The sequence below is a fragment of the Egibacter rhizosphaerae genome (genome assembly GCF_004322855.1).
Taxonomy (GTDB): domain Bacteria; phylum Actinomycetota; class Nitriliruptoria; order Euzebyales; family Egibacteraceae; genus Egibacter; species Egibacter rhizosphaerae.
The window spans coordinates 2,786,360-2,799,307 of sequence record NZ_CP036402.1; the positions used below are offsets into that span (position 1 = coordinate 2,786,360).

Below are 12,948 nucleotides of genomic sequence, written 5' to 3' on the forward strand. Positions count from 1 at the left end.
GAGGAGCACCCGTGCGGATCGCCGTGATCGGCTGCGGGGCGGTCGGCAGCATCTTCGCCGCCCACCTCGCCCAACTCGAGGACGCGGAGGTCTGGGCCTACGACGTCGACACCGCCCACGTCGACGCGATCAACGCGCACGGCCTGCGCCTGTCGGGCCAGCGGGACCTCACGGGCTGGCCGCGGGCCACCGGCCACGCCGACGAGCTGCCGCCATGCGATCTCGGCATCGTGGCGACGAAGTCCTACGTCACCGAGCCGGCGATCCGCGCCGTCGCCGCGAGCTTCGCCGACGGCGCGGTCTGCTCGGTCCAGAACGGGGTCGGCAACGAGGAGGTCATCGCCGGTCACGTCGCCCGGGTGATCCGCGGCACGACGTTCCCGGCCGGACGGATCCTCGAGCCCGGGCACGTCGCGATGGACACCGGGGGCAAGGTGTGGGTCGGCCCGTTCGAGGACCAGCCCGCGCGCATGGACGAGGTCGAGGCCCTCGCGGATGCCCTGAACCGCGCGCAGCTGGACGCGCTCGCGATGACCGATGCGCGCGGCGCCCAGTGGACGAAGGTCATTTTCAACGCCGCGACGAACCCGCTCGGCGCGCTCACGGGCCTCACGCACGGGCGCCTCTGCGAGCTCCCCGCGACGAGGGAGCTCGCGAGTGCGCTGGTCGCCGAGGGGCGCGCCGTCGCCGAGGCGCTCGGGATCGAGCTCGACAGCGATCCCGACGAGCTGATCGACCACGCCGCGGAGGTCGCCTACGAGCACCAGGCCAGCATGTTGCAGGACGTGCTCGCCGAGCGCGCGACCGAGGTGGACGCGCTGAACGGCGGGATCTCCCGCTTCGGTGACGAGGGCGGGGTCCCCACGCCGATGAACCGTGCCGTCTGGGCGCTCGTGCAAGGGCTCGAGCGCTCATGGACGCAACCACGCTGAGGAGGGTCACCATGCCGAGCACCGCCGAGATCGAGCGCCGCTACCGCAAGCTGCGCGAGGCCATGGAGCACGCGGGCGTCGACGCGCTCGTCGTGACCGGGACGGAGTACACCGGCTTCGAGGGCGGGATCCGGTACGTCTCGGGCTTCCGGATCGTGCACCGCTACACCTACGTCGTCCTGCCGCTCGACGGCGAACCGGTCTCGTTGTTCCCCGCGGAGGCCCGGTGGGTCGGGGTGCACGCGGAGCCCTGGATCGAGCGCCAGGAGTTCCCCCAGGTCCCCGGCGACTGGATCCGCGAGGAGGCCGAGAAGCGGGGTTGGCGCCGGATCGGGGTGTACGGCCTCGACTTCGTCATGCCCGTGCGCGACTACCGCGCGCTGAGTGCCGGGGACGTCGAGCTCGTCCCGTTCGATCAGGAGTTCGACACCGCCCGCGCGGTGAAGAGCGACGAGGAGCTCGAACTGGTCCGCGACAGCCTCGCGATCAACGAGGAGGGCTTCTGGGCGCTCGTGCGGGCCTACGAGCCGGGCCGCACCGAGTCGGAGCTCATGGCGGCCGCGGAGGCGCTGTTCGTCGAGCGTGGCACGGGCCGGCGGACGATGAACATGGTGTTGTCGGGTCGGGGCGGCTCCGCCGAGCCCGAGTTCAAGATCCCCGATCACCAGCGGCCGGTGGAGCCCGACGACCTGCTGCTCTACTCGCTGGAGATCGCCGGGCCGGGCGGATACTGGACGGAGTTCGCCCGTCCCCTCATCCGGGGCGAGCTGAGCGCGGAGTCCCGCCGCATGTTTGACGCGTACCACGCGTGCTTCGAGGCGGCGACCCGGACGCTCCGCGACGGGGCGACGGCCCAGGACGTCCATCGCGCGGTCGCCGAGCCGCTCGAGGACGAGGGGTATCCGTTGGGCCACGTCACGGGCCACTCGATCGGCACGACGATGATCGAGTTCCCCCGGATCGGCGAGGGCGAGGAGTCCACGGTCCTGCGCGAGAACATGATCATCTCGATCCACCCCCACGTGATCTCGACCGACGGGCAGTCCTGCCTCTACATGCAGGAGACCTTCCGGGTCGGCCGGGACGGCGGGGAGGCGCTCTCCGGCGTGCCGATCACGACGTTCGACGGCACGGAGGCCTGACGGCGGAGGTCTGCGCGGGTCCCGGTCCCGCCGACGAGCGCTAGCCCGCGAGTACGCGGCGGGTCAGGTCGACCCGGGAGATCGTGCCGGTCTTGCGGTACACGCTGCCGGTGTGCTCCTTGACCGTGTAGGGGCTCAGGAACAACTCGGCGGCGATGGCGTCGTTGCTGGCACCGGCCGCGATCAGCTGTGCGACCTCCCGCTCCCGCGGCGTCAGGGCACTCGCCACGGCCGCGGGCAGGGTGGGTCGGGTGGGCTCCTCCAACGCCAGCGTGGTCGCCATCAGGTTCGGGTCGTCGGCGTCGCGGACCGAGCGCAGCCGGAGGACCCCTTCGCCGGCAGGGAGGCGCACCGTTCGTCGAGCGGTGATCTCGCCGTCCCTCGCGCCGTCGGACGCGAGCGCGGCGTCGAGGGAGAATCCCGGGTCCGCGGCCTCCAACCGCTCCAGCAGCTCGCGGGCGGCCCGGTTGACCCGTCGTTCCCCACCCCCGAGGTCGGTGAGGACGAGCGGCTCGTCGCACAGTTCCACGCCGGTACGCAGCCAATCGCGCTCGCGGGCGAGGTCGGCAGTGCGCGCCACGGACTCGAGCGCACCACCGACCACGAGTCCGATGGCCCCGGCGAACTCGATCAGCTCGCGCGTCACCGAGGGGTGATGCGCGTGGAACGCGAAGTGCAGCGAGCCGACGACGCGCGCCTGCGCCACGACGGGCGCCTCGATCTTGTGCTCGAAGCGCTGGAGCTGGCAGATCTCGTACATCGGGTTGGCGAGCCACTCCGGCTCGCTCAGGAGCGTGGCGCTCGACGTCGGTCGCCGCTCGTCGACCAGGTAGTGCAGCATCGGGTCGACGGCCCGCCCACGCTCCTCGTAGACGGCGAGGACGTAGTCGCTGACCCCCCGCACTGCGGTGTGCTCGACCACCAGCGTGCCGGGATCGAACAGGTACAGCCCCTGGGCCGCGCTCGGCACCAGGGCGCCGGCTCCGCGAAGGAAGGCCGCGCCCACTCCCTTCACGGTCGACTCGCGGGTGAGCGCCGGGGCGAAGTGGGCGAGCCGTGCCCAGGCGACGTCACCCCCGTCGACGGAACCCGCCATCGGATCGAGGATGTCATCGGCTTCGCGTTCGGCCATCTCGGGCTCCCGGTGGGCTCCAGTGGGTGCTCGGTGGGCGATACGTGAACCCACATGTATGATATTTGATTAGATCATCCCGGACCGTCTCCGTCAACGGCCCGTGGATGGTGACCCCCCCCGTTCGGGGGGTGTCGACGGGACCGGCGTCGCGCGGGATGTTGAGTGGCCCCGCCCCGGCGTACGTTCGCAGCGACCCGAAGCGTCGGGTCGCAACGGGCGATCGGGCCGGGCGCACCGCGGCCGGCCCCAGGGGAGGAGGGCCTCGCCATGAGCGGGAACGGGCAGATCGCGGTCGTCGGCGCGGGACAAGCGGGGCTGCTGGCGGCTCACGGGCTCCTGCGCGCCGGGTACGAGGTGACGCTGTACTCGGACAAGACCCCCGAGGACTTCCTCGAACGCGCCCGCCCGACGGGCACCGCCGCCCGATTCCACAGCGCCCTGGAGTTCGAGCGGGAGTTGGGCCTCGACCATTGGGAGAACATCGCTCCCAAGGGCGATGGGATCCACCTGCACTTCAACCCCACGCTCCGCAACACGCTGGTCACGCTGGTCGGCCGGCTCGATCACCACTACCTCGCGATCGACCTGCGGCTGCAGAGCGCCCGATGGCTCGAGGACCTGGAGGCCCGCGGTGGCAAGGTCGAGCTCGAGACCGTCACCGTGGAGCGCCTCGACGAGCTCGCCGCCCAGTACGACCTCGTGCTGGTGGCCGCCGGCAAGGGGGAGACCCAGCGGTTGTTCCCACGGGACGAGGCGCGCAGCACCTACGCCACCCCGCAGCGCTACCTCGCGATGGTCAACGTCACGGGTCCCGCGATGGAGTTCCCGTACCTCCCGGGGCGCACGCCGGTGAAGTTCAACTTCTTCGCTCCGCACGGGGAGATGTTCTGGGTGCCGTGGCTCTCGAAGGACCTCGAGCCCTCGTGGAGCCTGGTGTTCGAGGCGAAGGAGGGCGGGCCCGTGGACCGGTTCCGCGAGGTCTCCTCGGCCGACGAGGCCCTGCGCGTGGCCCAGCAGGTGATGGCCGAGATGGCGCCGTGGGACGCCGAGTGGGTCCGCGACGCCCGCCCGTGCGACGAGAACTCGTGGCTTCGGGGCACCTTCGTCCCGGAGGTGCGCGACGTGGTGGGGACCCTGCCCTCCGGCCGCACGGTCATGGCGGTGGGCGACACCGCGCACACCCTCGACCCGATCGGAGGGCAGGGCGCGAACAACGGGAACAAGATGGCCCGGACCGTGGTCGACGCGATCGTCGAGCGGGGCGGGGGGCCGTTCGGGTCCGACTGGATGCGGGACACCTTCGACCGGTTCTGGCAGCGGCACGGCCGGCACACGGAGCGGTTCAACGCGGCGCTGCTGGAGCCCCTGACCGCGGCGGGAAAGGCGGTCCTGATCGCCCAGTACGGCAGCGGGGGCTCACCCGAGGAGTGGACGCCCCAGGACGAGGTCGCCCGCGCGTTCTGCAACAACTTCGACGACCCCGCGCGACTCACCGACGCGTTCTACGACCCCGAGCGCGCCAAGGCCGCGGTCCGGGAGGCGCACGGCTCCACGCTGTGGCCGCTGCTGCGAGGTCGGGCGGGCATCGCGCGCGGGCAGATACGCCAACGGCTCGGCCGTGAGGCGGGACACCCCGGCACGTAGCGGGCACCACGGCGCGGGCACCACGGCCCGCGTGTCGGCTCGGCGAACGGAGGAACGGATGGGTGATCTCGACGGCAAGCGGGCGATCGTGACGGGAGGGGCCACACTGATCGGGGCCACGATCGTCGCGGCCATGGTGCGCGAGGGCGCGACGGTCGTCCTGGCCGACATCGACGAGGAGGCGGGACGTCGGGAGGCCTCGCGCCTCGACCCCGAGCGGGTCGTGTTCCGGCACGTGGATGTGACCGCGGACGACCAGCTCGATCAGCTCGTCGACGAGACCGTCACGCGTCTCGGTGGGATCGACGTGCTGGTGAACGGCGCCGCGACCTACCTCGACAACGCGCTCGAGACGACCCGCGAGGACTGGCTGCGCGCCCTCGACGTGAACCTCGTCTCGGGCGCACTCCTGACCGCCCGGGTGGCCCCGCACATGGCGGCCGCGGGCGGGGGCGCGGTCGTCAACCTCGCGTCGATCAGCGGGAAGCGCGCCCAGCCGCTGTTCTACGTCTACTCGGCGACGAAGGCGGCCATCCTCGGGGTGACACGCAACGAGGCGTTGAAGCTGTCCGACCGCGGCGTGCGCGTAAACTCCGTGTCGCCGGGCTGGATCTGGAGCAACCCGATCCAGGAGATGACGGGTGGCGACCGCGCCATGGCCGACGGGGTCGGCGAGCACCTCTTCCTGACCGGCCGGATCGGTGACCCGGAGGAGGTCGCCGAGGCCGTGGTGTTCCTCGCCTCGGACCGCGCCTCGTTCATCACCGGCACGGATCTGGCGGTCGACGGAGGGTACACCGCGATCGGTCCGGAGCAGATGGGCCAGCCGCTGCGTCCGCTCCTGGAGTGATCCCGGACCGGGTCGGGGTGGGCGACCTGTCGGGCGTCGGACCGTCGCGCTCGGACGGCTGCGGCCCTCCCTCCGTACGCCGTGCCCGGGTCGACCTGACGCCGCTCCGACAAGGATCGTAATCCAGTGTTCCCTTGTGTCTGATCTTTGATAATGTTGCACTCGAGGGATCGGGGCGGGAACGGCGGAGTCGCCCTGACCCACACTTCGATGGGGAGGGCGATGTCATGGGCGCCAAGCGGGTCGGATGGCTGCTAGTGCTGATCGGCGGGGCGGCGTTGCTGCTCGCGGCCTGCGCGGACGACGCGGACGATGCCGTCGAGGACGATGCCGTCGAGGAGGCGGATGCGGCCGAGGACGACGACACGGACGATGACGACGACGATCCCGATGCCGCCGAGGCGGACGGGGACGAGGCGGACGAGGCGGACGAGGCGGACGAGGCGGACGGGGACGAGGCGGACGAGGCGGACGGGGACGATCCCATCCTGATCGGTGGTGCGATCGACCAGTCGAACGACATGGCCCCGTTCGACGAGCCGGCGTGGGTCGCCGCGGAGATCGCCGCCGAGCGGATCAACGAGGACGGCGGTGTGAACGGACGGGAGATCGAGCTCACGGCGATCGACACCCAGCTCGACCCGGAGCGCACCCAGTCGGCCGCGCTCGACCTCATCGACGAGGGCGCGGACGTGCTGTTCGTGACCTGCGACTTCGACTGGTCGGTGCCGGCGGCGCAGGAGGCCTTGAACGAGGGGCTGCTCACGATCGCGCCCTGCATCGGCGACCCGATCTTCGGCCCCTCCGGCTTCGAGGGCGACCTGGGCCGGCTCGCGTTCACGTTCGGGAACGCGAGCTTTGCCGAGGGCGCCGCGCTCGCCGAGCTCGCCATGGACGAAGGGTGGGAGGAGACGATCACCGTCACCGACGACGCGATCCTCTACTTCCAGAACGTCTGCCGCGGGTTCACCGAGCGCTACGAGGAGCACGGCGGCGAGATCGTGCTCGAGGAGAGCTTCACCCAGGGCGACGGGACCGTCGAGCAGGTCACGGGCTCGGTGGCCGGGGGGGACAGCGACGCGGTGCTGCTCTGCAGCTTCCCACCGGACCTGCCGAGCTATCTCGCGCAGCTGCGCGCCACGGGCGTCGACCAGCCCCTGCTCGCCCCGTGGTCCGGGGACGGCGACTTCTGGATCGACGCCGTGCCCGACCTGAGCGACTACCACTACGCGACCTTCGTGTCCGTCTTCGGCGACGATCCCGAGGACGAGGTGAACGAGCTGATCGCGGCCTTCGAGGACCGCACGGGCGAGCCGCCGGCCACCGGAGGGTTCGTCACCGGGGCGTCCGCGGTCCAGGCGATCGCCGAGGCGGTCGAGCGCGCGGGCACCACCGACGGGGAGGCGCTCGCCGACGAGTTCCTCGCCTTCGACGGGTTCGAGTCGGTCTCGGGGCCGATCACGTTCACCGAGGACGTGCACATCCTCACCGACCGGCCCTTCCGGATCATGGAGGTCCAGGACGGGGAGTACTCCGTGCGCGAGCTGCGGACGGCCGAGTCGCCGCCCATGCCGGAGTGAGGACCAGCGTCAGACCGTGGGGCCGGCCGTGACCGACGCAGGGGAGCGCGGGGCGCCCGGCGAACCGGAGCCGGGGACCCTGCGCGCGGTCGACATCCACCGCGCCTTCGAGGGGATCGCGGTCCTGCAGGGCGTGAACCTCGAGGTGCGCCCGGGCGAGGTGCTCGGGCTCATCGGGCCGAACGGGGCTGGCAAGACGACGCTGGTCAACATCCTGACCGGCTTCGACGGGCCGGACCGGGGTGCGATCTGGCTGAACGGCCGCGGGGTGACGCGCCTGCGGGCGCACCGCCGCGCGAGGCTCGGGCTCGCCCGTACCTTCCAGCACGGGCACCTCTTCGCGGGTCTCACGGTGCGGGAGAACATCGAGGCCAGCGCGTTGGGGGTCGGGGCGTCGCCGCGGGCCGCGCGCGCTCGCGCCGACGAGCTCCTCGCGCGGTTCGGGCTCGCGGATCAGCCCACTGCGTCGGCGGGCGTCCTGCCGCCGGGCCAGGAACGCCGGCTCGGGATGGCCCGCGCGCTCGCGACCGAGCCGCGCTACGTGCTGCTCGACGAGCCCGCGGCCGGCCTGAACGAGGCCGAGGTGCCGGCCTTCGAGGACGCGATCCGGGCGATGGGCGCCAGCGGGACCGGGGTGCTGTTGATCGAGCACAACGTCGCGATGATCCTCGCGCTCTGCGACCGGATCGTCGTGCTCGACCAGGGCGTGGTGATCGCCGAGGGCGACCCCGCGACGATCCGCGGCGACGACCAGGTGGCCGCCGCCTACCTCGGGCTCGCCACCGATCACGGTCCGAGGGGCTGAGGATGCTCGCGATCGACGGGCTCGACGTGCGCTACGGCTCGGTGCGAGCGCTCCACGGGGTCACACTGCGGGTCGAGGAGGGGGAGGTCGTCGGGCTCATCGGCCCGAACGGCGCGGGCAAGTCCACCCTCCTGCACACCGTCATGGGCCTCGTCGCCCCCGCCGCGGGCGATGTCCGGCTGCGTGGGGACTCCCTCGTGGGTCGCCCCACCGAGCGGATCACGCGCTCGGGGGTGGCGCTGGTGCCGGAGGGACGGCGGGTCTTCGGCCAGATCACCGTCGACGAGAACCTGCGGCTCGGCCTGCTCGGACGGCGCGACGCGGGCGGGGCGGACGACGACCTCGCCCGCGTGCACGAGCTGTTCCCGGTGCTGCGCGACTTCCGCCAGCGCAAGGCCGGGATCCTGTCCGGCGGTCAGCAGCAGATGCTCGCGATCGCCCGCGCGCTCTTGTCCCAGCCGGACCTTCTCCTGCTCGACGAGCCGTCGCTGGGCCTCGCGCCCGCGCTCGTCGAAGACGTGTTCGCCGCCCTGGAGGCGATCCGCGCCGACGGGCGGACCATCCTGATCGTGGAGCAGCGGGCCCAGCGGACGGTCGCCTTCGCCGACCGGACCGAGGTCCTCGCCGGCGGGGAGATGCGGCTCACGCTGGGGCCGGAGGACGCCGCGGCGACGGAACGAATGGCGGAGGCGTACTTCGGCGCATGACTTATCTCCAGCTCGCCATCGACGCGATCAGCCTCGGGATGCTCTACGCACTCGTGGCCACCGGGCTCGCGCTCGTGTTCGGGGTGATGCGCCTCATCAACCTCGCGCACGGGGAGCTGCTCACCGCGGGTGCGTACAGCCTCACGCTGACCGCGGCATGGGCGACCGGGGCGCGCTTGCTCGTGTTGTTGCTGGTGGTGCTCGGCCTCGCGTTGGTGCTCGAGCGCGTCGCCTTCCGGCCGGTGCGGGACGCGAGCCCGGCGACGATGCTCGTCCTCACGTTCGCCATCGCGTACTTCCTGCAAGCACTGTCCCGCCTGCTGTTCACCGCGCAGGGGCGAGGTGTGCAGGTGCTCCCGATCCTCGACGCGCCCGTTCTCGCCGGGGACCTGCGCTTGCGCCTGCTCACCGTCGTGACCGCGGTGCTCGGGGCGGTGCTCCTCACCGCCACCGGGCTCTTCCTGACCCGTACGAGCACGGGCCTGCAGATGCGCGCGGCCGCCGCGGACTTCGAGACGGCCCGGCTGTTGGGGGTGAACGCGAACCACGTCATTCGCACCGCGTTCGTGATCGCCGCGGTCCTCGCGGCCGCGGTCGCGGTGATCCTCGTCGTGCAGCGACCCACGGTCACACCGGACTTCGGCTTCCAGGTCACGATCGTCGGGCTCATCGGCGTCGTGGTCGGCGGCCTCGACCGGTTGGTGAGCGGCGCCCTCGGCGGCTTCCTCATCGGAGTCATCAACTCCGTCCTCGGCAACACGCTGCCGACCGACACGCGGGTGTTCCTCACCTCGTGGCTGTTCCTGGCGGTGATCGCCCTCTTGGTGCTGCGGCCCCAGGGGCTGTTCGCGCGCCGCGACGCGATGGCGGAGCGCGTCTGATGCGGGCACGGGTGCAGGCACTCTGGCCGTTGCTGGGGCCGGCGTCGCTCGTCGTCGTCGCCGCCGTGGGATCGCTGGGCCTGTCGAGCGGGCTCCAGTTCCAGATGCGGTTCGCGTTCGTGTTGCTCACCATCGTGGTCGGGCTCTACGTGTTCGTCGGCAACTCCGGCGTGGTGTCGTTCGGCCACGTCAGCTTCGTCGCGGTCGGCGCGTTCACGGCGGGTCTGTTGACGATCGCGCCGCCCCAGAAGCAGGCGTTCATGCCCGACCTGTTGCCGGTCCTCGCCGAGGCGCGCGTGTCGCCGCCGGTGGCCCTGCTGGCCGCGGCCGCGGTGGGCGGGATCATGGCCTTCCTGGTGGCGTTGCCGCTCATGCGCCTCTCCGGGCTCGCGGCGGGGATCGCGACGTTCGGCGTGCTGATGATCACCCTGAACGTGCTGCGCAACTGGGAGAGCGTGGGGCCGGGCGTGCGGACCATGACCGGCATCCCGCAGCACACCGGCCTCGCGGTGGCGGCTGGCGGGGCCCTCGTAGCGATGGTGATCGCGTTCGCCTACCAGCGCAGCCGGTTCGGGCGCCGGCTGCGCGCGGCGCGCGAGGACCACAACGCCGCGCGGGCGACCGGAGTCAACATCTACCTCGAGCGGGTTCGCGCCTTCACGCTGAGCGGGGTCATCGCCGGATTCGCCGGCGCGCAGCTGGCCCACCTGCTCGGGAGCATCAGCACGGAGCAGGTGGCGCTCGACCTCACGTTCGTGACCCTCGCGATGCTCGTCGTCGGGGGAACGGGCAGCCTGTGGGCGGCCGTCGCCGGGACCGGCGTCATCAGCTTCCTGAACCAGTTCCTGGGGGAGGCCGAGACCGGGTTGTCGTTCGGGTTGTTCGAGGTGACGCTGCCGACCGGTACGCGCCCGCTGATCGTGGCCGGGGTCATGGCCGGGATGCTGATCCTGCGGCCCCAGGGCATCACCGGAGGCCGCGAACTGCCGTGGCCCCGCCGCCCGGACACCGCGGCGGGCCGACGACGACGCCGGACGGCGAGGGAGGCGGCATGAACGCCGACGCGGACGCGGTCGTCATCGGTGCCGGGCACAACGGCTTGGCGTCGGCCATCGTGCTCGCCCGCGCGGGCTGGGACGTGGTGGTCTGCGAGCGCAACGAGTCGCCGGGTGGCGCGATTCGGACCGAGGAGGTCACGCTCCCCGGGTACCGCCACGACCTGTTCGCCGCGAACCTCAATCTGTTCATGGGGTCGGCGTTCTTCGCAGAGTTCGGCGACGATCTCGCACGCCACGGTTTCTCGGTCGTGACGGCCCAGCGGGCCTACGGGTCCGTGTTCCCCGACGGGCGGTTCCTCGGCGTCGAGCAGGACCCGGAGGCCACGCGGGCGAGCCTCGCGCAGGTGGATCCCGACGACGCGGAGGCGTGGGAAGCGCTGCACGCACGCTTCGCCGCGATCGCGCCGCACCTCTTCCCGCTGCTGGGGGTGCCGTTGCCCTCCGTGGCTGCGGTGCGCGGGCTGCTGCGCGGCACGCGGGCACTCGGTCGGCGGTGGCCCCTGGACCTCGCCCGCCTGCTGGCACAGTCACCCCGGGAGCTGTTCGAGGAGCACTTCGTCTCCCCCGAGGTGCAGGCACTCTGCGCGGCCTGGGGCATGCACCTGGATTTCCCTCCGAGCATGTCCGGGGGCGCGCTGTTCCCCTTCCTCGAGTCGCAGGCGTCCGCCGCCAACGGGATGGCGCTCGGCCGCGGCGGGGCGGGCACCCTCATCGCCGCGATGGTCGGGCTACTGGAGGAGAAGGGGGGCGAGGTTCGCTGTGGCGCGCCGGTGGACCGGGTCATGGTCGACGGGGGCCGTGCCCTCGGGGTGCAGTTGGTCGGTGGCGAGCGCCTGAGGGCGCGCCGGGCCGTGATCGGCAACGTGACGCCGCAGGCGCTGTTCGGGCAGCTGATCCCGCCGGCGCAGGTGCCGGACGAGTTCGAACGACGGGTCCGGGCGTTCCGCCACGGCCCGGCGACGTTCATGCTCCACCTCGCGATGTCCGACCTGCCGGACTGGTCGGCGAGCGCGGAGGCCCGGGACTACGCGTACATCCACGTCGCCGGCTACCTCGAGGACATGGACCTCGCCTACGTCCGAGCGGTGGCGGGACGGCTGCCCGAGCACCCGACACTCGTCGTGGGCCAGCCCACGGCGGTCGATCCGACCCGGGCCCCCGACGGCGAGCACGTGCTGTGGGTCCAGGTGCGTCAGGTCCCGAGCGCCATCCACGGGGACGCGGCGGGCGAGATCGAGGCGCGCTCCTGGGACGAGGCCAAGGAGCCGTACGCCGACCGGATCCTCGACCTGATCGAGGCGCACGCCCCGGGCACCCGCGACAAGGTCCGCGCACGCTCGGCGTGGTCGCCGGCCGACCTCGAGGCGGCCGACCCGAACCTGGTCGGAGGGGACTCGCTCGCCGGCAGCCACCACCTCATGCAGCACTTCTTCCTGCGACCCGTGCCCGGGTGGAGCCGCTATCGCACGCCCATCGACGGGCTCTACCTCTGCGGGGCGGCCACCTGGCCGGGCGCGGGCGTCGGTGCGGGATCGGGCCATCTGCTCGGCCAGCAGCTGACCCGCTCACGGACGCGCCGTCGGCGGTGATCGGCGACCGGGCGTCCCCGGTGCCGGCCGTGTGCCCGGTGCCGGCCGTGTGCCCGGTGCCGGCCGTGTGCCTGGCGCCGGCCGTGTGCCCGGCGCCGGCCGTGCTCAGCGGACGGCGATGACCTCGACCTCCACCCGCATCCCCGGCAGGGCGAGCGCCTCGCATCCGACGACCGTCTGCGCCGGACGGTGCCCCTGGAGGAACTCGGCGGCGACCTGCCCGAACTCCCCGAGGTGCTCGGTCCCGACGAGGTAGACGGTCTGTTTCACGACGTCCTGCAGGCTGGCACCCGACCGTGCCAGCACGGTCTGCAGGTTCTCGTACGTGAGCCGCGTCTGCGCCGCGACGTCGTCGGGGTGCTGGACCTGCCCGTCGGCGTCGACGCTCGCCTGCCCGGAGACGAAGACGATCTCGTCGGCACCGCGCACACGCCAGGCGTGGCTGAAGCCGTACGGTTCCTGCCACATCCACGGGTCGATCTGCTCACGCTCCACGGGGGTTCCTCTCACTCGGGACGGACCGGCCACGGCCGCGGGAGAAGCGCTCGAGCCCGCCCTCTCGACGCCGACCGTGCAGCAGGACGGACGGTAGACGGCATCGCGGCGGCGTCAAGGTCCCCAGGGA

The 12,948-nt window shown here is 72.2% G+C and carries 12 protein-coding genes; 10 read left to right on the forward strand and 2 right to left on the reverse strand.

Annotation, left to right across the window (positions count from 1 at the left end; all coding sequences use genetic code 11):
- Window positions 1-11: 11 nt before the first annotated feature.
- Both ER308_RS12995 and ER308_RS13000 read left to right on the forward strand, forming a co-directional pair.
- On the forward strand, window positions 12-932 hold the full coding sequence (locus tag ER308_RS12995; RefSeq protein WP_131155389.1) for a ketopantoate reductase family protein: 921 nt from the start codon (window positions 12-14) through the stop codon (window positions 930-932).
- 11 nt (window positions 933-943) lie between these two features.
- Complete coding sequence (locus ER308_RS13000) at window positions 944-2,074, forward strand: M24 family metallopeptidase (protein ID WP_165492068.1); 1,131 nt, start codon at window positions 944-946, stop codon at window positions 2,072-2,074.
- Window positions 2,075-2,114: 40 nt separating this feature from the next.
- On the opposite strand, the gene ER308_RS13005 is transcribed toward ER308_RS13000, so the two are convergent.
- Window positions 2,115-3,206 (reverse strand): helix-turn-helix transcriptional regulator, encoded by a 1,092-nt coding sequence (locus ER308_RS13005; protein ID WP_205745601.1) that lies wholly within the window; start codon window positions 3,204-3,206, stop codon window positions 2,115-2,117.
- Between the two features lie 270 nt (window positions 3,207-3,476).
- On the opposite strand from ER308_RS13005, the gene ER308_RS13010 reads away from it, so the two are divergent.
- The 8 genes from ER308_RS13010 to ER308_RS13045 all read left to right on the forward strand — a co-directional run bounded on the left by ER308_RS13010 (window position 3,477) and on the right by ER308_RS13045 (window position 12,323).
- Window positions 3,477-4,853 carry a styrene monooxygenase/indole monooxygenase family protein gene (locus ER308_RS13010; protein WP_205745602.1) on the forward strand — a complete coding sequence of 459 codons (1,377 nt, stop codon included), beginning with the start codon at window positions 3,477-3,479 and terminating at the stop codon, window positions 4,851-4,853.
- 58 nt (window positions 4,854-4,911) lie between these two features.
- On the forward strand, window positions 4,912-5,703 hold the full coding sequence (locus ER308_RS13015) for an SDR family oxidoreductase (RefSeq protein WP_131155391.1): 792 nt from the start codon (window positions 4,912-4,914) through the stop codon (window positions 5,701-5,703).
- Between the two features lie 227 nt (window positions 5,704-5,930).
- A complete protein-coding gene (locus ER308_RS13020; protein ID WP_131155392.1) occupies window positions 5,931-7,283 on the forward strand; it encodes an ABC transporter substrate-binding protein in 1,353 nt (450 codons plus the stop codon).
- Between the two features lie 28 nt (window positions 7,284-7,311).
- Window positions 7,312-8,088, forward strand: a complete 777-nt coding sequence (locus tag ER308_RS13025; RefSeq protein ID WP_205745603.1) for an ABC transporter ATP-binding protein — start codon at window positions 7,312-7,314, stop codon at window positions 8,086-8,088.
- Window positions 8,089-8,090: 2 nt separating this feature from the next.
- Window positions 8,091-8,795, forward strand: a complete 705-nt coding sequence (locus ER308_RS13030; protein ID WP_131155393.1) for an ABC transporter ATP-binding protein — start codon at window positions 8,091-8,093, stop codon at window positions 8,793-8,795.
- On the forward strand, window positions 8,792-9,676 hold the full coding sequence (locus ER308_RS13035) for a branched-chain amino acid ABC transporter permease (protein ID WP_131155394.1): 885 nt from the start codon (window positions 8,792-8,794) through the stop codon (window positions 9,674-9,676). The genes ER308_RS13030 and ER308_RS13035 overlap by 4 nt, the downstream gene beginning before the upstream one ends.
- On the forward strand, window positions 9,676-10,731 hold the full coding sequence (locus tag ER308_RS13040; RefSeq protein WP_131155395.1) for a branched-chain amino acid ABC transporter permease: 1,056 nt from the start codon (window positions 9,676-9,678) through the stop codon (window positions 10,729-10,731). Before ER308_RS13035 ends, ER308_RS13040 begins: the two co-directional genes overlap by 1 nt.
- Complete coding sequence (locus ER308_RS13045) at window positions 10,728-12,323, forward strand: phytoene desaturase family protein (RefSeq protein WP_131155396.1); 1,596 nt, start codon at window positions 10,728-10,730, stop codon at window positions 12,321-12,323. The genes ER308_RS13040 and ER308_RS13045 overlap by 4 nt, the downstream gene beginning before the upstream one ends.
- Before the next feature lie 105 nt (window positions 12,324-12,428).
- Here the strand turns inward: ER308_RS13045 and ER308_RS13050 are convergent, their stop codons facing one another.
- Window positions 12,429-12,818 (reverse strand): RidA family protein, encoded by a 390-nt coding sequence (locus ER308_RS13050; RefSeq protein WP_131155397.1) that lies wholly within the window; start codon window positions 12,816-12,818, stop codon window positions 12,429-12,431.
- Window positions 12,819-12,948 lie beyond the last annotated feature (130 nt).